Source organism: Halopelagius longus, assembly GCF_900100875.1.
Classification (GTDB): Archaea; Halobacteriota; Halobacteria; order Halobacteriales; family Haloferacaceae; genus Halopelagius; species Halopelagius longus.
This window is the reverse complement of the sequence record NZ_FNKQ01000002.1, coordinates 196,977-217,475: the sequence shown is the minus strand read 5'-3', so window position 1 is coordinate 217,475 and position 20,499 is coordinate 196,977. Positions and strand designations below refer to the sequence as shown.

The window sequence follows — 20,499 nt, the reverse complement described above, 5'->3', positions numbered from 1 at the left end:
CGACTTAACACTCTGCTTTGAACCTCCGGTCATGGAAGGACCAGACCGTGTGCTCGTTACCGGCGGTGCGGGGTTCGTCGGGAGCCACGCAGTCGAATACTACGCGAACCGCGACGCCGAGGTGACCGCGCTCGACAACCTCAGCAGAATCGAGACGCTCGAGACGGCCGACGAGAGCCGTAACACGGCGGCGTACAACTGGAACTACATCGAGGAGAACTACCCCGAAGTCGAACTCGTCGAGGCGGACATCCGCGACTACGAGACGCTCGCGGAGATCGTCGAAGGGCACGACGCCGTCGTCCACACCGCCGGACAGGTCGCGGTCACGGCGTCGCTCACCGACCCCCGGAACGACTTCGAGGTCAACGCCGAGGGCAGTTTCAACGTGCTCGAAGCGGCGCGAAACGCCGACAGCGACCCCGCGGTGGTCCTCGCGTCGACGAACAAGGTGTACGGCAACAACGTCAACGACATCCCCGTCCGAGAGGAGGGCGACCGCTACTGGTACGACGACGAGGAGTTCGAGCAGGGAGTCCCGGAATCGCTCTCCATCGACGGGTGCGAACACACGCCCTACGGCGTCTCGAAACTCGCAGCCGACCTCTACGTACAGGACTACGCCGAGCGAAACGCGGTGCAGGCCGCCGCGTTCCGGATGAGCTGTATCTACGGCACCCGCCAGTTCGGAAACGAAGACCAAGGGTGGGTCGCTCACTTCGCGATAAGCACGCTCAACGACGAACCGCTGACCATCTTCGGCGACGGAAAGCAGGTCCGCGACGTGCTGTACGTCAAAGACCTCATCCGCGCGTACGACGCGTTCCTCTCGGACCCCGAGGGGAAGCCGGCGGTGTACAACGTCGGCGGCGGCGCGGAGAACACGACGAGCCTCCTCGAGTTCCTCGACCTCCTCGAGGAGAAGACCGGAAAGCGCACCGACATCTCCTTCGACGAGTGGCGAGAGGGCGACCAGAAGGTGTACGTCTCGGACATCTCCCGCGCCCGCGAAGAGTTAGAGTGGGAACCGGAGGTCAGCTTCGAGGACGGCGTCGAGCGGTTCGTCGAGTGGTATCAGAACCGTTAGGTGACCGCGTAACGTCCCGCTTAGGGGTTGAAGGCCGTCTCAGGGGTAGTTCACGCTCGTCCCGAAATTCCCCCGAGCGGGCATCATAAGGCTTATGCGCAGTTTCGCACTCCGTCCAAGCGATGAGCGTAGACAACGAGCGTCGCGAGGACTACGAATCACCGTCGGTCCTCGAACGCTTCGCAGACTGGTACCACGTCCCCGCCCTCCTCGTGGTGATGGCCGCGATGCTGGCCATCCGACTCCAGTCGTACGGTAGATTCATACGAGACGGAGAAGTGTTCTTCTCCGGAAACGACGCATGGTATCACCTCCGAGAGGTGAGCTACACCGTCAGGAACTGGCCGTTCACGATGCCGTTCGACCCGTGGACGAACTTCCCCTACGGGACGAGTGTCGGCCAGTTCGGGACGCTGTACGACCAGATTATCGCGACGGCCGCCTTGATAGTCGGGCTCGGAAGCCCGAGCGAGGCGCTCGTCGGGAAGGTACTCCTCGTCGCACCGGCCGTCTTCGGCGCGCTCGCGGCGATTCCGGCGTACCTCATCGGGAAGCGCCTCGCCGGTCGCGGACCGGCGCTGTTCGGCGCTCTCCTCCTCGGTCTGATGCCGGGAACGTTCCTCCAGCGCACCCTCGTCGGGTTCGCGGACCACAACGCCGCCGAGCCGTTCTTCATGTCGATGGCCGTCGCCGCGTTGATGGTCGCCTTGGGCGTCGCCGAGCGCGAGATGCCCGTCTGGGAACTCGTCGCCGACCGCGACGTAGACGCCATCCGGTCGCCCCTCGTGTGGTCGGCTCTCGCGGGCGTCGCAACCGCGCTGTACATGTGGGTCTGGCCGCCGGGGGTTCTCCTCGTCGCCATCGTGGGCACGTTCGTCGTCCTGAAGATGTCGAGCGACGTCGTCAACGGCCGTTCGCCCGAGGCGACGGCGTTCGTCGCCGCGGTGTCGATGAGCGTCACCGGCGTGTTGATGCTGATCCAGATAGACGAGTTCGGATTCTCGTCGACGCAGTTCTCCCTCATTCAACCGGGATTCTCGTTCGCCGTCGCCGCGGGGGCGGCCTTCCTCGCGTGGCTCGCCCGCGAGTGGGAGGCGCGTGACATCGACGCGAACGGCTACCCCGTCGCGGTGTTCGGACTGATCGTCGTCTCCCTCGGCGTCGTCGCCCTCGTCCTTCCGAGAGTGTGGGGCATTCTGGTCTACAACTTCCTGAACACGCTCGGGTTCGGCGCGAACGCCACGACTCGAACCATCGGCGAGGCCCAACCGTACCTCGCACAGAGTACGCTCAATCAGCTCCAACTGACGGCCGTCAATCGGATCGTCTCCGACTACGGCTTCACGTTCTTCACCGCCGTCGCGGCGGTCGTGTGGATGCTCGCGAAACCGCTCGTGAAGAGCCGAGAGAGCCGCGATATCGGCTACGTCGTCGGCGGTCTCGCCGTCGTCGGTCTCCTCTTTCTCGTGCCGGCGATTCCGATCGGAATCGGGAACGTCGTCGGTCTCGACGGCCAACTCGTCTCGCTCGGAATCGTCAGCGCCATCATCGTCGGCGCCGCGCTTCTCACCTACCGCGACCCCGAACGGTTGCTCGTCGTCGTCTGGGCGGCGTTCATCACGTCGGCGGCGTTCACGCAGGTTCGCTTCAACTACTACCTCGCCGTCGTCGTCGTGGTGCTGAACGCGTACTTCCTCGTGGAGGTGCTCCGGTTGCTGAACGTGAGGGCGGCGACCACGAAAGCCACCGACCTCGAGACGTACCAGATAGCGGCCATCGGGGCGGTCCTCCTCCTCGTCGCCGCGCCGGTTCTCGTCGTCCCACTCGACGTGCGGAACACCGGCAACCCCGCCGCCGACAAGACGAACACGGCGTGGCAGGCGAGCCAAGGTAGCAGTCCCGGCGAAATCGTCCAGTGGGAGGGCAACCTCGAGTGGATGAAGAGCAACACGCCCGCCGAGGGAGAGTTCGGCGGGTCGTCGGGCGCGATGGAGTACTACGGAAAGTACGAGAAGACCGACGACTACCAGTACGGCGACGGCGCTTACGGCGTGATGTCGTGGTGGGACTACGGTCACTTCATCACCGTCGAAGGCGAGCGAATCCCGAACGCCAACCCGTTCCAGCAGGGCGCGACCGACGCGGCGAACTTCCTGCTCGCACCCAACGAGACGCAGGCGCAGAACGTCCTCGCCTCCCAGAGCACCGAGGGCAACCAGACCCGGTACGTGATGGTCGACTGGAAGATGGCGACCCCGGGCTCGAAGTTCGGCGCGCCGACGGTGTTCTACGACGCGGGCAACATCTCGCAGAACCAGTTCTACGAGCCGATATACCGGTTCAATCAGGAGGGCCAGTATCAGGGTAACTACCTCGTCCGTCACCAGCGCTACTACGAGAGCCTGATGACGCGCCTCTACCTCTACCACGGGAGCGCCCACGAGCCGAGTCCGGTCGTCGTGGACTGGGAGCCCCAGAGCGTCAGTACCGGCTCCGGCCAGACGACGGTGAAGGCGGTCCCGCAAGGGAACGAGACCACCGTCAAGACGTTCGACAACATGAGCGCCGCGCGGCAGTACGTCCAACAGGACGGCACCTCGCAGATAGGCGGCATCGGGTCGTACCCCTCCGAGCGCGTCCCCGCGCTGGAGCATTACCGCCTCGTGAAGGTGTCGAACTCCTCGGCGACGCAGTCGAACGACTTCCTCCGGCAGATGTACAGCGACGGTCAGATGGCGGGAGTCAACCCGCAGGCCACGCTCCCCAGTAACCCGGCGTGGGTGAAGTCCTTCGAGCGCGTGCCCGGCGCGACGGTGCAGGGAAGCGGCGCACCGGCCAACTCCACCGTCACCGCGAGCGTCGAGATGAACGTGCCGGCGACGAACTCCACGTTCACCTACACGCAGCAAGCGCAGGCCGACGAGAACGGCGAGTTCACCATGACGCTGCCGTACGCCACGACGGGCTACGACGAGTACGGCCCCGAGAACGGCTACACGAACGTCAGCGTCCGCGCGAACGGTTCGTACACCATCTCCGCGGGCACGTCGCTCAACGAGAGCGGCTACGTCGTCAGCCAGCGCGCGAACCTCTCCGTCGAGGAGGGGCAGGTCAACGGCGCGGAGGACGGTAACCTCTCCGTCGAACTGCAGCGCAGCGCACAGCAGTTACAGATCGGTTCCGGCTCCTCGGACTCCGGCGGTGACTCGAACGGCGGGTCCTCCGACTCCGGGTCGAGCGAACAGTCGTCGCTCGCGGCGTCCGACGCCGACGTGACGGCGCAGACGGCCGCGGCCCGCGCCGCGTAACCGCCGCTTCGACTCCGACGCTCGGTTTCTTCCTCTCCGTTCGGGCGGTTTCGATTTCGGCTGCGACAGTTCCGGCATCGACGCTTCTCGTAGCGACTACTTCGACGTACGATCCGGCGAGAAGAAGAGGAGACGAAACTGCGGCCGCGCGCTCCGAACGCGGCGTCAGACCAGCGACTCGTAGACGATGCCGTCGCGACGGGAGACGATGCGGCGGCCGTCCACGACGACGGCGTCGGTCATGGCGTCGAACTCGTCGTCCAAGGCGGCGAACTCGTCCCAGTCGGTGACGACGAGTGCGGCGTCGGCGTCGGCCAACGCCTCGGCCGCGGAGTCGGCGTAGTCGATGTCCGGGAAGTGGTCGCGCATGTTCTCCGTCGCCACGGGGTCGTAGCCCACCACGTCCGCGCCCGCGTCGAGGAGAGCGTCGATGAGCGGAATCGCGCGGGAGTTGCGCACATCGTCGGTGCCGGGTTTGAACGCCAGTCCCAACACGGCGACGCGGGCCCCCGAGGGGTCGACGTGGTCGCGGAGGATGTCGAGCATCCGGACGGGCTGTCTGTCGTTGACCTCGACCGCGGCTTCGAGCATCTTGGCCTCGTAGCCCACGTCCCGCGCCGCGGCGACGATGGCGGCGACGTCCTTCGGGAAGCAACTGCCGCCCCACCCGACGCCCGCGCCGAGGAACGCCGACCCGATGCGGGAGTCCAGACCCACGGCGTCTAACACCTCCTCGGAGTCGATGTCGTACTCCTTGCAGATGTTCGCGAGGTCGTTCGCGAGCGATATCTTCGAGGCGAGGAAGGCGTTGTTGGCGTACTTTATCATCTCCGCCTCTCGGACGCCAGTCTCGATGACCGGCGGCGAGTCCGCCTGTTCGACGAGGGGGTCGAACACGTCCCGGAGGACCGTCGCCGCGCGGTCGGTCTGAGAGCCGAGGACGACCTTGTCGGGGTCGAGGAAGTCGGCGACGGCGCTCCCCTCGCGGAGGAACTCGGGGTTCATGCCGACGTCGAAGTCGCTCCCGAGTTCGAGGCCCGACTCCTCTTCGAGGATGGGCGCGATGACCTCCTCCGTCGTCGTCGGGACGACGGTGCTCTTGGTGACGACGACGTGGTAGCCCTCCTTGTCGGCGAGCGTTCGGCCGACGGACCGCGCGCCCGCCTCCATGATGGAGAGGTCGATGTGGCCGTCGTCCTCCGAGGGGGTCGGAAGCGCGAGGAACGTCGCGTCCGTCTCTAAGATGGCGTCGTAGTCGGTCGTCGCCCGCAGTCGGTCGCCCGCGTGTTTCTCGACGAGTTCGTCGAGTCCGGGTTCGTGGATGGGCGCTTCGCCGTCGTTCAGCGACGTCACGATGTCCTCGTCGATATCGACGTTCACGACGTCGTGTCCCACCTCCGCGAAGCACGCGGCTATCGTCGTGCCGACGTACCCGCTACCGATGATGCTTATCTCCATTGTGCGAGTAGTCTTCGTCAGTCGTTTTCAACGTTCTCCTTACTCCCAGTCGGCGAAGCGACCGACCCAGAACGCGTTCGAGTTCGAACGCGTGCGAGAAGCGAAACACCGGAGTAGAGGGGTGTCGAAGGGAGTCGCATGTCCCACGACCCCGACGAGTCGCGCGGCGGCCTCACCGCGTGGCTCGTGGTCTATCTGAAAGGCCTCTGCATGGGAACCGCCGACGCCGTCCCAGGCGTCTCCGGCGGGACCATCGCCCTCCTGACCGGCATCTACGAGCGACTCATCGACGCCGTGACGAACGTCTCTCCCGGCCGGATACGCGACGTACTCGGCGGCGTCCTCCCCGGCCGCCGCAAGCGGGCCGTCGAAGCGCTTCGTGCGGTGGACGCCCCGTTCCTCGTCGTCCTCGGCGCGGGCATCATGACCGCCGTCGTCACCGTGACCCGACTCGTCCACACCGGCATCACGGAGTTTCCCGTCCCGACGTTCGGCTTCTTCTTCGGCCTCATCGCCGCCTCGGCGTGGGTGCTCCTGAGCGAACTGTCGCTCGACACGCCCGGACGCGTCGGCGCCGCAGTCGCCGGGTTCGCCGTCGCGTTCGTCGTCTCCGGCACCGCCGAAACGGCCCTCGGATCCGGCCCCCTCGTGACGTTCGTCGCGGGTGCGATAGCCGTCAGCGCGATGATACTGCCGGGGCTATCGGGGTCGTTGCTCCTCATCCTCCTCGGACAGTACGAGTTCATGACCGGGGCGCTGAAGGAGTTCGTCAACGGCCTGTTGGGGTTCGTCCTCGGCGGGAGTCTCGCACCCGTCGTAGAGAACGGCGCAATCGTCGTCGCGTTCGTCCTCGGCGCGTTCGTCGGACTGTTCACCGTCGCCCACGCCGTCCGGTGGGCGCTCGAACACCACCGAAAGCCGACGCTGGCGTTCCTCGTCGCACTCATCGTCGGCGCACTCAGAGCGCCCGTCGAGAGCGCCGGGAGCCAACTCGCGGAGATGGGCCGGGCGTGGAACGCCGAACTCGTCGGCGTGTTCGTCGTCGCCGCCGTCGTCGGTGCCGTCGCGGTCGTCGCCGTGGACCGCTACGCCGGCCTCGGCGACTTCGAGGACGAACCGCCGCACGGGGCGGACGAACGCGACGAGGCCGCCGCGGGGGGCGGCCTCGACTGACGAAAACGCGATGTCGTTCGGAGGAGGCTGTACCGCTCGGGACCGAGCAGTTACTCTCGCGGGACGGAGATGTTCCGCACGTCGTCGCTCCCGCAGTTCGCGCAGGCGACGGCGGAGTCGTCGGTGAACCGCGTTCCGCACCCGCGACACTCGTAGTATTCTTCCGTCGGGGAGTACGGGTCTATCGTGCTATTGTATATCACGACATCGTGTGCCGATCGGAGTATATTAACGATTGTCCTGAAACGCCCCTCAGGTGTGTAAACACCTAGAATACTCGTCCGAATGTATTCTACATTTCGTATTTTACTGTCATATTTTGAAAATCTTCGTTTATTACCTCGGTAGACGGACGGCGACTGGAAATTCGTCCAGAGAGACGGGTTCGCGGGGTCACTCCTCGCTGCGGGCGGCGGCGAACGCCTGGAATCCCACGGTCGGACGACTCGCGCGAGCCTCACGTACGCACCTCGACGCGGGAGTCGGGGACGGCGAGTCGGTGGTCACCGCTGCCGCGGGAGTCAACGTTAACTCGTTGCACGCCTCCCCCTTCGAGTAAGGACAATGTCCGACGGACAACTGCGCACGCCGACGAAACGGACCTGCGAACGGTGCGGGCGAATCGAACGATGGGACCGAAGCGAGGAGACGTGGCGCGTCGTCAGAGAGGAGGGGACCCCGCGCGTCGGGAACCCCTACTGCATCCACGAGTGGGACATAAACGGCGCGTTCGCCCCGTTCGGCGACGACACCGACGCCGCCGAGGCCTGAGAGGTCGGTCGAAACGAGGAAGCACTCGGCGCGACGAGGGGAGGTATGCCGACAGTGTTCGTCACGGCACCCTCCGACGCCGCGCCGGAACTCGCGCGAACCCTCGTCGAGGAACGACTCGCCGCCTGCGTGAACCGCCTCGACTGTGAGTCCGTCTATCGCTGGGAGGGGACGGTGTACGACGAGTCCGAGGAGATTCTTCTGGCGAAGACGAGCGAGGACGGGTACGCCGCCCTGCGCGACAGAATCGAGGAACTCCACCCTTACGACGTGCCGTGCGTCGAACGGTTCGACCGGGTGGACGCGCTTCCCGCGTACGCCTCGTGGGTCGAGGAATCGACCGGACCCGAGGCCGCAGACGGCGGCGACGCGGACGATTCGGATGATGCGGACGACGGAGACCACTCGAACGACGCGGACGACGCGGACGCCTGACGACTACTCCCGGAGCGAATCGAGCACCGAGAGCGTCCCGTCCATGTAGGACTCCTCCAGAACCTCGTCGGCGGCGGCCTTCGCCACGTCGTCGGCGTTGGCGACGGCGTAGGACCGCCCGGCGACTTCGAACGTCGAGGCGTCGTTCTCGCTGTCGCCGATTGCGACGAACTCCGCGGGGTCGAGGTCAAGCGTCTCGCAGATCGCGCGCAGGCCGTCGCCCTTCTCGATGCCCGGCGTCTTGACGTGGTAGGCGTAGCCCGTATCGAGCACTTCGAGGTCGTACTCGGCGGCCACCTCGCGCAACAGGTCCTCGTCGGCCGAGAGGTTCACCGCCACCTCCGTCTCGCGCCACTTGTTGACGGGGTCGAACTCGCCCCACCCGACGTCGCCGCCGCGGGCCTCGAACTCCTCGGCGGCGGCCTGCGCGGCGTCCCTGTCCGCGTTGTACGACACCTCGCCCGCGGCGAGGACGACGCCGCCGTTCTCCGCGACGACGGTCTGTTCGATGCCGATGTAGTGACAGAGGCTCACCGGGTAGGGGAACGCCTTCCCCGTCGCGAGGACGACTGGCGCGTCCCACGTCGGAAGCACGTCGAACACGCGCGGGTCGAGTCGTCCCGGGGCGTCCGTCAACGTCCCGTCGATGTCCAACACGATGGGCGGAACCGCGGTTTCCATGGAGACGCATCGGGGACCGCAAGGAAAGATGCTCCGCTCTCGGGCGTCGGAGCGGAGGGAGCGACCGGCGTCGGGACAGAGAGGAACGACCGGCGTCGCCGCGGCGTCGGCGTCTCCGCCTCAGCGCTCGGGGTCGGCGAGTCGTTCGAACACCCGCATCGGGAAGTTCGGTTCGGGTCTGCTCGGCGGTCGGCCGGGGCCGCAGTCGCCCTCTGCGTCCCCCGCGACGCGGCGAACCACGCCGAGTTCCGACAGTTCGTAGAGGAGGCGCTTGACGGTGGCCGCAGAGAGTTCCACGGTCGGCGAGTCGGCGATGGCGGCGGCGGCGCGGGTGACGGACGCCCGGTCGTCGCCCTCCAGTGCGACGAGTTCGCGGAGGACGCGGCGGCGACTGGCCGAGAGCGACCCGACGCGCCCGAGCGAACAGCAGTCGGCGGGGACGCCCGCCATCCCGGCCTCGACGTGGCGGGGTTCGATCCTGTCCGTCGCCGCGTCGGCCGCCTCGACGGCCGCCCCGTAGAGTGCGGCGAGTGCGTCGTGGGCGTCGCCGTCGGCCCACGCCGCCACGTCGCTGACGGCGTCGTGGCCGAGGGCGTGGCGGGCGAGTCCGTCCGACGTTCGACTCGTGAGTACGTCCGCGAGGGCGTGTCGCTCGTACGGCGGTACCTCGACCGTCGCGAGGTCCGAGCGCTCGGGGGCGGCCCGGCCGACGGCGACGTAGGAGAGCGACTCCGAGACGGGGGCGAACACGTCGGCGAGGCGTTCGACGGGGAGCGTCTCGGGTTCGCCCACGTGGTCCACGGCGACGACGACGCGGCGGGCGCGCCCGAGTACGTCGCCGAGTCGGTCTCTCACCGCGGCGGTGCCGACGCCGCCGGAGGGGACGGACTCCTCGACGACGGCGTCGAGGACGGCGCGAAGCAGGGCGAACTCGCTGGTCGCGGCCCGCCCGTCCACGTAGGCGAACTCCACCGCCGGCGGCGACGACGCGCGGGTGGTCGTGTGGATGACCCGCGGGCGGTTCCGCGCGGTTTCGGCGAGGCGGTCGAACAGGGCGGTGACGAGGGCCGACTTCCCGGCTCCCTTCGGACCGTACACGTAGGTGTCGTCCGGCAGTTCGCCCGCGAACGCCGGGTCGAGGCGGTCGAGCAGTCGTTCGAGCGTCGGCCCCCGCCCGGTCGGTTCGTCGGGGTGGGCGGTCGGGTCCAACGCCGAGATGTCCCGAACCAGCCGGTTCGCCCCGCTCTCGCGTCGCCTCCGCCGTTCGATTCGCTCGTCTAATCGCATGCGCGAGTCCTCGGTCGTTCCCCCGGTTCACCTCCCGGGAATAAAAATTGAGGGTGTCCCGCGGTCTCGCCCGAAACGAGCGGTTCACTCCTCGAACCGGTATTTTCTTCGGTAAGGCGCGACGGCGGTCGGCGTCGAACGATTCGAATCGAGTGACCGTTCGTAACTATTGCAATCGTTCAGTTACGAATAGGCGAGCGGCGCGTCTATACTCCGTCTAAGCGGCGAGAAAACGGGCTCGATACCCCGCCCAGACGCAAATCGAGTCGCCGAGACGGAATCTCGCGGATAATTTACGGATTGGTCGGCGCGAGAGGTAAAATAAAGTAGGGCGCGACCAACCATCCGGAAGTGAGATGACCGAAACGCCGAGCGTCCTCGTCATCGGCGGGGGTTCGACCGGGTGCGGCATCGCGCGGGACTTAGCGATGCGCGGACTCGACGTCACCCTCGTCGAGAAGGGGAACCTGACCCACGGGACGACGGGTCGGATGCACGGCCTGCTCCACAGCGGCGGTCGGTACGCCGTCTCGGACCAGGCGTCAGCGAAGGAGTGCATCGAGGAGAACCGCGTCCTGCGCCGTATCGCGAGCCACTGCGTCGAGATGACCGGGGGGCTGTTCGTCCAGCGACCGGAGGACGACGACGAGTACTTCCAGAAGAAACTGGACGGTTGCCGCGAGTGCGGGATTCCCGCGGAGGTGCTCTCCGCCGAGGAGGCCCGCGAGATGGAACCGTACCTCGCAGACGACATCAAGCGGGCCATCCGCGTCCCCGACGGGGCGGTGGACCCGTTCCGCCTCTGCGTCGCCAACGCGGCAAGCGCCGTCGAACACGGCGCGCGCATCGAGACGCACGCCGAAGTCACCGACGTCCTCGTCGAGGGCGGCGAAGTCGTCGGCGTCGAAGTGGAACACCAGTCCGGGGAGGGCGTGCACGTCCACGGCCAACCCGGAACGACCGAGGAGATTCGCGCCGACTACGTCGTGAACGCGACGGGCGCGTGGGCCGGCCAAATCGGCGACATGGCCGGCGTGGACGTGGAAGTCCGCCCCTCGAAGGGCGTCATGACCATCATGAACGTCCGGCAGGTGGACACCGTCGTCAACCGGTGCCGACCGAAGGGCGACGCAGACATCGTCGTCCCCCACGAGACGACGTGCATCCTCGGGACGACCGACGAGGAAGTCGAGGACCCCGAGGACTACCCCGAGGAGGGGTGGGAGGTCGACCTGATGATAGACACCCTCTCGGAGTTGGTACCCATCCTCTCGGAGGCGCGCACCATCCGGTCGTTCTGGGGCGTCCGCCCCCTGTACGAACCGCCGGGGACGGGAACGACCGACTCGACGGACATCACGCGCGATTTCTTCCTGTTGGACCACGACGACAGGGACGACCTGCCGGGGATGTCCTCCATCGTCGGCGGGAAGTTCACCACCTACCGCATGATGGCAGAGCAGATTTCCGACCACGTCTGCGGCAAACTCGGCGTGGAAGCGGAGTGCCGCACCGCGGAAGTTCCGCTTCCGGGGTCCGAGGACTTCACCGTCCTGCGGGACTACATGGAGGAGTTCGGCATCCGGTCGCCCATCGGGCGGCGGAGCGCCCAACGCCTCGGGTCGCGCGCCGACGAGGTACTCGGCGGATGGGAGGGACCCAACCCCGTCGTCTGCGACTGCGAGGCCGTCACCCGCGCGGAGATGCAGGACGCCATCGACTCCTCGGGGACCGACCTCAACGCCGTCCGCATCCGCACCCGCGCCTCGATGGGCAACTGTCAGGGCGCGATGTGCTGTCACCGCATGGCGAACGAACTGTTCCCGCAGTACGACGAACTCGTCGTCCGCGACTCGCTGGACGAACTGTACCAGGAGCGCTGGAAGGGCGAACGCCACGCCCTCTGGGGCGAGCAGTTGTCGCAGGCGATGCTGAAGCACATGCTCCACGCGACGACGATGAACCGCGACGGCGACCCGGCGACCCGAGACGAGAGCGTCGATTTCGGCGCGTTCGACGCCGGACCGGACGCCGCCTCGGACGCGGCGGGGACGGGAGCGGACAGGGCGGCGACCGACGGCGGTTCCGCGTCGAACGACGCGGAAGCACGTCGAACGGAGTTCGACGGCGGACAGAGAGGAGGTTCCGATGCCGATTCGTGAGGACGTGGTGGTCGTCGGCGGCGGACTCGCCGGGAGCATCGCGGCACTCGCCGCCGCGGAGTCCGGCGCGAGCGTCAGACTCGTCTCCCACAAGAAGAGCACGCTCCGGCAGGCCAGCGGCCTGATAGACGTGCTCGGCTACGTGGACGGCGAGGGGCCGCGCGCCGACCCGTTCGCGGCGATGGGCGAACTGCCCGACGACCACCCCTACAGCGTCGTCGGCGAGGAGGCCGTCCGCGAGGGTCTGCGCCTCTTCGACGAGGCGGTGGGCGACGCCTACCGCGGCGGCCACACCGACGCGAACGCCCTCGTGCCGACCCACGGCGGGACGGTGAAACCGACGGCTCGCTACCCCGAGTCCGTCGCGCCGGGCCTCGCCAGCGTCGAGGAGGACGCGCTTCTGGTCGGCTTCGAGACGCTCACCGACTTCGAGGCACCCCTCGCGGCGGAGCACATCGAGGCGTCGGGCGTCCCCTTCGACGTTCGGGGCGCGACGCTCCGCTTCCCGATGGAGTTCCGCGCCGACGCGAAGGTGACGCGGTACGCGCAGGCGTTAGACCAGAACGAACGCCTCGACGACGGAACGGAGGTGCGCCGCGCCGTCGCGGACGCCGTCGCGGATGAACTCGACGGCGAGGCGCGCGTCGGGTTCCCGGCGATGCTCGGCGACGACAACGCCGAGGCGGTGCGCCGGGACCTGTCCGAGCGCATCGGCGCGACGGTGTTCGAGGTGCCGACGGGCCCGCCGAGTCTGCTCGGCCTCAGCCTCGAGGACCTGCTGTTCGACGCCCTCGACGAGGCGGGCGTCCGCATGTCGGTGGGCAACCCCGTCGTGGACTACGAGGCCGAAGACGGCCGAATCGAGGTCGTCTACGTCGACCAGAAGCACAAGCGCGTCCCCTACCACGCCGAGGAGTTCGTCCTCGCGACGGGCGGACTCGTCGGCAAGGGCGTCCGGTCGAACCGCGAACGGGTCGAGGAACCGATCTTCGGGCTCCGCGTGCCGCACCCGGAGGACCGCTACGAGTGGTCCGAGTCGGAGGCGTTCGGCGACCACGCGTTCGCGCGGTTCGGCGTCGTCCCCGACGAGGAGATGCGACCCACGACGGCGGCAGGCGAACCGCAGTTCGAGAATCTCCGCGCGGCCGGCGGCGTCGTCGGCGGGGCGAACGTGGCCCGCGAGAACTCCGCGAGCGGCGTCTCCCTCGCGACGGCGGCCGTCGCCGGCACTCGCGCGGGCGAGGAGGTACGTAGATGAGCGACGCAGAATCACCAATAGACGCAGACTTCGGAACGACGGAACAGGACGACTTCGAACCGGTGCAGGTGTTCGACGACGGGACGGGGATGGACCTCCGCCCGGGCGCGGACAACTGCTACAAGTGCACCTCGTGTGACACCTCCTGCCCGGTGGCGGAGGTGGACGACGATTTCCCGGGGCCGAAGTTCCAAGGCCCCGAGCAGTGGCGTCTGAAGCGCAAGGAGGACACAGACATCGACGACTCCGTCATGACGTGTTCGAACTGCATGCGCTGTGACGACGCCTGTCCCTCGGGCGTCCCCCTCAGCCAGATGCACAACACCGCCCGCGGGGAGTACGTCGAAGAGCAGATGGACAAACTCTCCGCGGAGTACATCCGCAACCGCATCCTCTCGAACTACCGCACGTCGGCGGAGTTAGCGTCGAAGGTGCCGCGACTGGCGAACTTCGCGATGAACTTCGGTCCCGGGCGGTGGCTGATGGAGAAGGTGCTCGGCGTCACCGCAGAACGGGAGTTCCCCGAGTTCGCCCGGCAGACGTTCCGCGAGTGGTGGGAGGAACGCGGCGGCCCGCAGGTTCGCTCCGAGGAGAAGCGCGTCGCCTACTTCCACGGCTGTTACTCGAACTACAACACGCCGGAAGTCGGCAAGGCGATGGTCCGCGTCTTCGAGGAGTTCGGCTACGAAGTCGTCGTCCCCCAACAGCGCTGTTCGGGCACGCCCATGTTCGCAAACGGGATGCTCGACGACGCGAAGCGCGCGGCGGGCATCAACGTCGACAACTTCGCCGGCCTCATCCCCGAGGGGTACGACATCATCGCCTCCTGTACCTCCTGTTCGCTGTCGCTCAAGCAGGAGTACCCCGAACTGTTCGACATCGACGGCATCCAGGACCTCTCGTCGCACACCTACGAGGCGATGGAGTACCTCCGCATCCACGAGGACGTCGAGGGCGCACTCGCGGACGCTTCCGTCTCCGAACAGGCGTTCGCCTACCACGCGCCGTGCCACGCCCGGAATCAGGGGCTCAACCGGCAGTCCGTCGAACTGTTCCGCGAGTTAGACGGCGTCACCATCGAGGACGTCGGCGACTCCTGTTCCGGCATCTCCGGCACGTACGGCTGGAAGGAGGAGAAGTACGAGACGTCGATGAAGATAGGCGAGGAGATGTTCGACCACATGGAACACGCCGAGGGGAACGTCGGCATGACCGAGTGTCCCACCTGCTCGATGCAGATGGAGCACGGCACCGGCTACGACATCAAACACCCCCTCCAACTGCTCGAAGAAGCGCTGGTCTGAGCGTCCTCGGACCCGCGCGTCGCGGTTCTCTCTTCAGTCCGCTCCGTGCACCGACGGGCTGAGAACGTCCTCGTCGCTCGGCGACCGGGCGTCGAACGCCTCCACGAACGTGTCGAGTCGTTCGGGGTCGTCGGCCCCCGGCAGGGGGCGTTCGTCCGTGAGGCACGGTTCGTCCACGCCGAGTCGGTCGGCGACGAAGTCGGACATCTGCTCGGCCATCACGCGGTACGTCGTCAGTTTCCCGCCGACGATGCTGGCGAAGTTCTCGACGTTCTCGCCGGGCGACGCCGACCGGCCCGTCGCGGCTTCGTCGTCGGGGTCCGCGGCGTGATCGACGACGAAGAACCCCCGCGAGATGCCGCGGCCGCCGCGACTCGCCTCGTCGGGCGCGTAGAGGGGGCGTACCCCCCACCACCGTCGGGACACCTCGGCGTCGGCGACGGGCGGGAGCATCTTCGAGCACTCCTCGAACATCGCCTCCACCTCCCACTCTTCCTCCTCGAAGTCGTCGGGGTCGTCCACCTCGACGCTCGTCGTCCCGAGGACCACCTCGGTGTCGTGCGGGACGATGATGTCGCCGTCGGCGGGCGGGCGACACCGGTTCAACACGGGGTCGAGGCCGTCGTAGTAGACGGAGATCATCACGCCCTTCGTCGGCCGCATCTCCAACTCGACGCCCGCCATCGCGGCGACTTGACCCGCCCACGTCCCGGCGGCGTTGACGACGAAGTCGGGTTCGACGTCCGCCGCGCCGCCGAGTTCGACGCGGACGATGCACCCGCCTTCGACCGTCATCCCCTCCGCGGGGGCGTGAGTGAGTATCGTCGCCCCGTTGTCGCGGGCGTCGGCGGCGTTGGCGGCGGCGAGACGGGAGGGGTAGACGACGCCGTCCGGGACGACCATCGCGCGAACCGCGTCCTCGGAGAGGTCGGGGACGCGGCGCCGCGCCTCGTCGCCGTCTATCACCTCCGCCGGAATGCCCCGTTCCTCGCAGGCCTCGTACTTCTCCTCGAAGTACGCCGGGTCGTCGGCTTCGAGTTGGACGAACAGGCCGCCGCTCTCGCCGATACACTCGCCCGCGATGCGGCGCAGAATCCGGTTCTCCTCGATGCACTCCTCCGCGCCGACCGGGTCGGCCTCGGCGTAGCGCGCACCGCTGTGAAGTAGGCTGTGCGACCGGCCCGACGTTCCGCCCGCGAGTCCGCGTCGCTCAGCGAGGGTGACGTCGACACCGCGGAGTGCGAGGTCGCGGGCGATGCCCGTCCCGGTCGCCCCGCCGCCGACGACGAGAACCTCGGTCGTATTCACCATTGGAACACGTTGGGCGCTGCGCGGTTTGGAACTGACGGCGGACCGGTCACTGTTGATGAACTTCACCTAATTTCGCCATATAATTCCAGATTCTTCGGTATTTCACCTCATTTCCCGTGGAAACATTTAATGGAACTCCTAGTTATTTGTTAGCACGTTCGGCGTCTATCCTGACGTCGGCGACGGGTTCGGCCCGTCGCGGTACGGAGTTGGTGACACAATGGCACAAGACACCTACATAGGGGCAGTCGATCAGGGAACGACGGGAACGAGGTTCATGGTGTTCGACCACAGCGGAAAGGTGGTCGCGAACGCCTACCAGAAACACGAACAGAAATACCCGGAACCGGGATGGGTCGAACACGACCCCGAGGAGATCTGGGAGAACACCCAAGAGGTAATCCAGCAAGCGTTGGGGAACGCCGATCTGAGCGCCGAGCAGTTGGACGCCATCGGCATCACGAACCAACGCGAGACGACGCTCATCTGGGACCGAGAGAGCGGGCGACCCATCCAGAACGCCATCGTCTGGCAGGACCGACGCACCACGGACCGCGTCGAACAACTCCAAGACGAGGGCAAAGAGGGGTGGATTCGGGAGAAGACCGGTCTCGAACCGGACGCGTACTTCTCGGCGACGAAAGCCGAGTGGATGCTCGACAACGCAGACCAGATAAAGCTCCAGCGGATGCGACCGGACGACGTCCGCGACAGGGCCGAACAGGGCGAGTTGATGTTCGGCACCATCGACTCGTGGCTCATCTACAAGCTGACGGGGAACCACATCACGGACGTGACGAACGCCTCGCGGACGATGCTTTTCAACATCCACGAGATGGACTGGGACGAAGAACTCTTAGAGGAGTTCGGCATCCCCGAGGCGATACTCCCCGAAGTACGTCCCTCCTCCGACGAGGAGTACTACGGGACGACGGACGGCGACGGCTTCCTCGGCGAGGAGGTTCCGGTCGCCGGCGCACTCGGCGACCAGCAGGCGGCGCTGTTCGGCCAGACCTGCTTCGACAGAGGCGACGCGAAGAACACCTACGGGACGGGGTCGTTCATGCTGATGAACACCGGCAACGAAGCCGTCGAGAGCGAACACGGCCTGCTCACCACGGTGGGCTTCCAGCGCTCCGGCGAACCCGTCCAGTACGCCCTCGAAGGGGCGATTTTCATCACGGGCGCGGCGATCGAGTGGCTCGAAGACATGACGCTCATCGACGACGCCGCCGAGACGGAGAACCTCGCGCGCTCCGTGGACTCGACGGACGGCGTCTACTTCGTGCCCGCGTTCACCGGCCTCGGCGCGCCCCACTGGGACCAACGCGCTCGCGGCACCATCGTCGGCATGACGCGCGGCACCCGCCGCGAACACGTCGTTCGCGCGGCGTTGGAGTCCATCGCGTTCCAGACGCGCGACGTTGCGGAGGCGATGGAGTCGGACTCGGGCATCGAACTCACCGACCTCCGCGTGGACGGCGGCGCGGTGAAGAACAACTTCCTCTGTCAACTGCAGGCCAACATCGTCGGCACCGACATCGTCCGCCCCGTGGTGGACGAGACGACGGCGCTGGGGTCGGCGTACGCCGCCGGACTGGCCGTCGACTACTGGGAGACGGTGGACGAACTCCGCGATAACTGGCAGGTAGACCGGGAGTTCGGTCCGGAGGACCCCCAGAACGTCGAACAGCGCTACGGTCGCTGGAAGGACGCCGTCGAGCGATCGCTCGACTGGGCGCGCGACGGAGGTGAGTGAGCGTGGCGCTCGCGGACCTGTGGGCCATCGACGTGATAATCGCCGCCTTCGCGGGCGGGGCGTTCGGGGCCGCACTCGGCGCGCTTCCGGCCTTCGTCTTCACCGGCTTCATGGTCATCGCCGGTGAGGCGGCGACGGTAGCCAACGCGGACGCCGGGGCCATTACAGGTTCCGTCGCGTTCGGCGCGCCGTTCTCGCCCGCCATCAGTTTCGCGGGCGGCGCGGCCGCCGCGGCGTACGCCGCGAAACGCGGCTACATGCAGTCGGGCTTCGACTACCACAACGCCAAGGACATCACGTTCGCACTCGGGACGAAACCCGACGTGCTCGCGGTCGGCGGCGTGTTCGGCATCATCGGCTACTGGTTGACGGTGCTTTCGAGCACGTTCGCCCTCCCGTACGACCCCATCGCGATGGGCGTCGTCCTCTCGGCGCTCCTCCACCGAATCGCGTTCGGTTACCCGATAATCGGGAAGGTTCGCGGCGACGGCATCCTCGATATGTCGCCGTTCGAACGGGAGGAGCTCCGCTCCGTCGGCGACCAGTCGGCGGCGGCGACGGAGGAGAGTCGGACGGCGACGGACGGGGGGCAGAACGCCCGTCTGGCGGTCGAACCGTGGCTCCCCCACCAGTACGAGTGGGGGAACGTCGCCGCGGTCAGCCTCGTCTCGGGACTCCTCGGCGGGTACATCGCGATGGCGACCGGGAGCGCGTTCCTCGCGTTCGGTATCAGCGCGGCGTCGCTCCTGTTCTTGAACCTCGGCGTCGAGCGGATTCCCGTCACCCACCACATGACCATCACGGGAAGCGCCGCGGCCCTCGGGGCCACCGGCGGCGGCGACGGGGGGTCGCTCCTCGTCGCTCTCCTGTGGGCGGGGGCGGTAGGCACGGTCTCGGGACTGTTCGGGGAGCTGTTCCAGCGCATCTTCTACGCGCACGGCGACACCCACTGGGACCCGCCCGCGGCGGCCATCGTCTTCGGGTCGTTCCTCGTGTTCGTGTTGTACGCCGTCGGTCTCTTCCCGAGTGCGTCGTACGTCCCGACGTTCGGGCTCTGAGCCCGGTTCCCATATTTTTGATCGCATCGGTAACCGTTTAGTCGCAGGCTCGGAACGGAGAGTATGGAACGAACGGTCACCATCGTCCCGGAGGCGGGCCTGCACGCGCGCCCGGCCTCGAAGTTCGTGGAGACGGCAAACGAGTTCGACGCGGACGTGACGGTCGGTCCCCCGGACGGCGACAGAGTGGACGCCCGGAGCATGCTCGCCGTCACCGGACTCGGCGCGGGGCACGGCGACGAGGTGATCCTCACCGCCGAGGGGGAGGACGCCGAGGCGGCGCTCGACGCCCTCGAAGAAGTGCTCACGACGCCCGAAGACGGCGAGTAAGACGAACGCTCAGTCGGTCTTTCGGTAGTCGCGCGCGTCCTCCGCCGAGGAGACGACCGAATCGAGCGTCGCCTTCTTGCTCGTGGACTCGACGGCCGCGTTGAGCGCACCTTCGAGCACGGGCGCGTCGGCTATCCTCGCCTCAACGTCGGTCATCTCGAACGCGAGTTCGGTGTTCATCACGGCGCTCCCCAAATCGACGAGGACGACGACGCCGTCGCCGTCGTCGGCCGCCTCGATTGCCTCCCCGATTGCGTTCGGGTCCGTTCCGATGCCGCCGTCCACGTCGCCGCCCGCGACTTCGATGCGTGCCTTTCCGCCGCCCATCTGCCCGGCGATATCGCGGATTCCCTCCGCCGCCTTCGAACTGTGGGAGACGACGACCAACCCTATCATTCGCCGTCACCCGGCGTCTCGTCCGGAACGGTCTCGGCGACGGCTTCCGCGTCGGTGTCGCCGTCGAGGTACTCTTCGGCCGTCTTCAGAATCTCCTCCATGATGATGTACGTGCTCGTCGCGCCGGGGTCTTGGTGGCCGACGGACCGCCAATCGAGGAAGGAGGCCCGCCCCTTCAGCGCCTTGATGGGGACGGTGAACTCGACGCCGCGTTCGGCGGCGTCGACGGCCTTGGCGAACGCCGTCAACGGCGCGAGGTCGTCCTGTTCGACGGACTTCTTGTACGTGTGGACCGCGGGGGTGAGCGCGTCCACCATCGTCTTCGCGCCGACCGGCGCGTCGCCTCGGTCCTTCACCTTGTCGAGGTACGCCTCCGCGAACGCCACGGACGTCTCGGCGGTGATGCCGTCGTCGAGTTCCTGACTCGCGGTCATGAGCGACCCGCCGTACAGCGGTCCCGCCGCGCCGCCGACGTTGCCGATGATGGTCGTCCCCACCGTCTTCACGATGTCTCCGGGCGACATCCCCTCGAAGTCGTCGGTCTTCTCGGCGACGGCCTGAAACCCGCGGTGCATGTTGTTCCCGTGGTCGGCGTCGCCGATGGCGGAGTCCAGTTCCGTGAGGTACGACTTCTCCTCCTCGATGCGCGCCGCGACGTTCTCGATAGCCGCGATGAGCGCCTCCCGTTGGACAGATTCGTCAGCCATAGCCCGCTAGAGGG

The 20,499-nt window shown here is 67.1% G+C and carries 18 protein-coding genes; 11 read left to right on the top strand and 7 right to left on the bottom strand.

Translation table 11 applies throughout. The annotated features are described in order from the left end of the window. Nucleotides 1–31: 31 nt before the first annotated feature. Together BLS11_RS06900 and BLS11_RS06895 are read left to right on the top strand one after the other, a co-directional pair. A complete protein-coding gene (locus tag BLS11_RS06900) occupies nt 32–1,087 on the top strand; it encodes an NAD-dependent epimerase/dehydratase family protein (RefSeq protein ID WP_092535064.1) in 1,056 nt (351 codons plus the stop codon). Between the two features lie 122 nt (nt 1,088–1,209). Then, on the top strand, nt 1,210–4,395 hold the full coding sequence (locus BLS11_RS06895) for an oligosaccharyl transferase, archaeosortase A system-associated (protein ID WP_092535061.1): 3,186 nt from the start codon (nt 1,210–1,212) through the stop codon (nt 4,393–4,395). A gap of 165 nt (nt 4,396–4,560) precedes the next feature. Here the strand turns inward: BLS11_RS06895 and aglM are convergent, their stop codons facing one another. Beyond that, complete coding sequence (gene aglM / locus BLS11_RS06890; RefSeq protein WP_092535057.1) at nt 4,561–5,853, bottom strand: UDP-glucose 6-dehydrogenase AglM; 1,293 nt, start codon at nt 5,851–5,853, stop codon at nt 4,561–4,563. 138 nt (nt 5,854–5,991) lie between these two features. On the opposite strand from aglM, the gene BLS11_RS06885 reads away from it, so the two are divergent. Then, nucleotides 5,992–7,026 carry a DUF368 domain-containing protein gene (locus tag BLS11_RS06885; RefSeq protein WP_092535054.1) on the top strand — a complete coding sequence of 345 codons (1,035 nt, stop codon included), beginning with the start codon at nt 5,992–5,994 and terminating at the stop codon, nt 7,024–7,026. 50 nt (nt 7,027–7,076) lie between these two features. Here BLS11_RS06885 and BLS11_RS19025 read toward each other — a convergent pair whose 3' ends face one another. Beyond that, nucleotides 7,077–7,229 carry a rubrerythrin-like domain-containing protein gene (locus BLS11_RS19025; RefSeq protein ID WP_245698798.1) on the bottom strand — a complete coding sequence of 51 codons (153 nt, stop codon included), beginning with the start codon at nt 7,227–7,229 and terminating at the stop codon, nt 7,077–7,079. Nucleotides 7,230–7,590: 361 nt separating this feature from the next. Between BLS11_RS19025 and BLS11_RS06875 the strand changes: the two genes are divergently transcribed. Both BLS11_RS06875 and cutA read left to right on the top strand, forming a co-directional pair. Then, nucleotides 7,591–7,797, top strand: coding sequence for an HEWD family protein (locus tag BLS11_RS06875; protein ID WP_092535048.1), 207 nt, complete (start codon nt 7,591–7,593; stop codon nt 7,795–7,797). 45 nt (nt 7,798–7,842) lie between these two features. Beyond that, nucleotides 7,843–8,232: a divalent-cation tolerance protein CutA gene (gene cutA, locus BLS11_RS06870; protein WP_092535045.1), complete on the top strand. Its 390-nt coding sequence runs from the start codon at nt 7,843–7,845 to the stop codon at nt 8,230–8,232. A 3-nt stretch (nt 8,233–8,235) separates the two neighbouring features. On the opposite strand, the gene BLS11_RS06865 is transcribed toward cutA, so the two are convergent. Both BLS11_RS06865 and BLS11_RS06860 read right to left on the bottom strand, forming a co-directional pair. Continuing rightward, nucleotides 8,236–8,913, bottom strand: a complete 678-nt coding sequence (locus BLS11_RS06865; protein ID WP_092535042.1) for a phosphoglycolate phosphatase — start codon at nt 8,911–8,913, stop codon at nt 8,236–8,238. Nucleotides 8,914–9,033: 120 nt separating this feature from the next. Next, complete coding sequence (locus tag BLS11_RS06860) at nt 9,034–10,200, bottom strand: Cdc6/Cdc18 family protein (RefSeq protein ID WP_092535039.1); 1,167 nt, start codon at nt 10,198–10,200, stop codon at nt 9,034–9,036. 356 nt (nt 10,201–10,556) lie between these two features. On the opposite strand from BLS11_RS06860, the gene glpA reads away from it, so the two are divergent. From glpA to BLS11_RS06845, 3 genes are read left to right on the top strand one after another with little or no spacing between them, the layout of a single operon-like run. Further along, nucleotides 10,557–12,362, top strand: a complete 1,806-nt coding sequence (glpA, locus tag BLS11_RS06855; RefSeq protein WP_092535036.1) for an anaerobic glycerol-3-phosphate dehydrogenase subunit GlpA — start codon at nt 10,557–10,559, stop codon at nt 12,360–12,362. Beyond that, nucleotides 12,349–13,620 carry a glycerol-3-phosphate dehydrogenase subunit GlpB gene (glpB, locus tag BLS11_RS06850; protein WP_092535033.1) on the top strand — a complete coding sequence of 424 codons (1,272 nt, stop codon included), beginning with the start codon at nt 12,349–12,351 and terminating at the stop codon, nt 13,618–13,620. Before glpA ends, glpB begins: the two co-directional genes overlap by 14 nt. Next, on the top strand, nt 13,617–14,924 hold the full coding sequence (locus BLS11_RS06845; RefSeq protein ID WP_092535030.1) for an anaerobic glycerol-3-phosphate dehydrogenase subunit C: 1,308 nt from the start codon (nt 13,617–13,619) through the stop codon (nt 14,922–14,924). The genes glpB and BLS11_RS06845 overlap by 4 nt, the downstream gene beginning before the upstream one ends. A 33-nt stretch (nt 14,925–14,957) precedes the next feature. Here the strand turns inward: BLS11_RS06845 and BLS11_RS06840 are convergent, their stop codons facing one another. After that, entirely contained in the window at nt 14,958–16,235 is a 1,278-nt protein-coding gene (locus BLS11_RS06840) for an FAD-dependent oxidoreductase (RefSeq protein WP_092535027.1), read from the bottom strand. A 220-nt stretch (nt 16,236–16,455) separates the two neighbouring features. On the opposite strand from BLS11_RS06840, the gene glpK reads away from it, so the two are divergent. The 3 genes from glpK (at nt 16,456) to ptsH1 (ending at nt 19,382) form a co-directional block, all read left to right on the top strand. Next, nucleotides 16,456–17,994: a glycerol kinase GlpK gene (glpK, locus tag BLS11_RS06835; RefSeq protein ID WP_092535024.1), complete on the top strand. Its 1,539-nt coding sequence runs from the start codon at nt 16,456–16,458 to the stop codon at nt 17,992–17,994. Nucleotides 17,995–17,996: 2 nt separating this feature from the next. Continuing rightward, nucleotides 17,997–19,052, top strand: coding sequence for a DUF7973 family transport facilitator (locus BLS11_RS06830; RefSeq protein ID WP_092535021.1), 1,056 nt, complete (start codon nt 17,997–17,999; stop codon nt 19,050–19,052). 63 nt (nt 19,053–19,115) lie between these two features. Next, nucleotides 19,116–19,382: a phosphocarrier protein HPr gene (gene ptsH1 / locus BLS11_RS06825; protein ID WP_092535018.1), complete on the top strand. Its 267-nt coding sequence runs from the start codon at nt 19,116–19,118 to the stop codon at nt 19,380–19,382. 9 nt (nt 19,383–19,391) lie between these two features. Here the strand turns inward: ptsH1 and dhaM are convergent, their stop codons facing one another. Continuing rightward, complete coding sequence (gene dhaM, locus BLS11_RS06820; protein WP_092535015.1) at nt 19,392–19,778, bottom strand: dihydroxyacetone kinase phosphoryl donor subunit DhaM; 387 nt, start codon at nt 19,776–19,778, stop codon at nt 19,392–19,394. Continuing rightward, nucleotides 19,775–20,485 (bottom strand): dihydroxyacetone kinase subunit DhaL, encoded by a 711-nt coding sequence (gene dhaL / locus BLS11_RS06815; protein ID WP_092535012.1) that lies wholly within the window; start codon nt 20,483–20,485, stop codon nt 19,775–19,777. The genes dhaM and dhaL overlap by 4 nt, the downstream gene beginning before the upstream one ends. Nucleotides 20,486–20,499 lie beyond the last annotated feature (14 nt).

Excerpts from the sequence above, each read along its gene's own strand:
- BLS11_RS06900 (WP_092535064.1), top strand. The coding sequence starts at position 32 with ATGGAAGGACCAGACCGTGTGCTCGTTACCGGCGGTGCGGGGTTCGTC.
- BLS11_RS06895 (WP_092535061.1), top strand. The coding sequence starts at position 1,210 with ATGAGCGTAGACAACGAGCGTCGCGAGGACTACGAATCACCGTCGGTC.
- aglM (WP_092535057.1), bottom strand. The coding sequence starts at position 5,853 with ATGGAGATAAGCATCATCGGTAGCGGGTACGTCGGCACGACGATAGCC.
- BLS11_RS06885 (WP_092535054.1), top strand. The coding sequence starts at position 5,992 with ATGTCCCACGACCCCGACGAGTCGCGCGGCGGCCTCACCGCGTGGCTC.
- BLS11_RS06875 (WP_092535048.1), top strand. The coding sequence starts at position 7,591 with ATGTCCGACGGACAACTGCGCACGCCGACGAAACGGACCTGCGAACGG.
- cutA (WP_092535045.1), top strand. The coding sequence starts at position 7,843 with ATGCCGACAGTGTTCGTCACGGCACCCTCCGACGCCGCGCCGGAACTC.
- BLS11_RS06865 (WP_092535042.1), bottom strand. The coding sequence starts at position 8,913 with ATGGAAACCGCGGTTCCGCCCATCGTGTTGGACATCGACGGGACGTTG.
- BLS11_RS06860 (WP_092535039.1), bottom strand. The coding sequence starts at position 10,200 with ATGCGATTAGACGAGCGAATCGAACGGCGGAGGCGACGCGAGAGCGGG.
- glpA (WP_092535036.1), top strand. The coding sequence starts at position 10,557 with ATGACCGAAACGCCGAGCGTCCTCGTCATCGGCGGGGGTTCGACCGGG.
- glpB (WP_092535033.1), top strand. The coding sequence starts at position 12,349 with ATGCCGATTCGTGAGGACGTGGTGGTCGTCGGCGGCGGACTCGCCGGG.
- BLS11_RS06845 (WP_092535030.1), top strand. The coding sequence starts at position 13,617 with ATGAGCGACGCAGAATCACCAATAGACGCAGACTTCGGAACGACGGAA.
- BLS11_RS06840 (WP_092535027.1), bottom strand. The coding sequence starts at position 16,235 with ATGGTGAATACGACCGAGGTTCTCGTCGTCGGCGGCGGGGCGACCGGG.
- glpK (WP_092535024.1), top strand. The coding sequence starts at position 16,456 with ATGGCACAAGACACCTACATAGGGGCAGTCGATCAGGGAACGACGGGA.
- ptsH1 (WP_092535018.1), top strand. The coding sequence starts at position 19,116 with ATGGAACGAACGGTCACCATCGTCCCGGAGGCGGGCCTGCACGCGCGC.
- dhaM (WP_092535015.1), bottom strand. The coding sequence starts at position 19,778 with ATGATAGGGTTGGTCGTCGTCTCCCACAGTTCGAAGGCGGCGGAGGGA.
- dhaL (WP_092535012.1), bottom strand. The coding sequence starts at position 20,485 with ATGGCTGACGAATCTGTCCAACGGGAGGCGCTCATCGCGGCTATCGAG.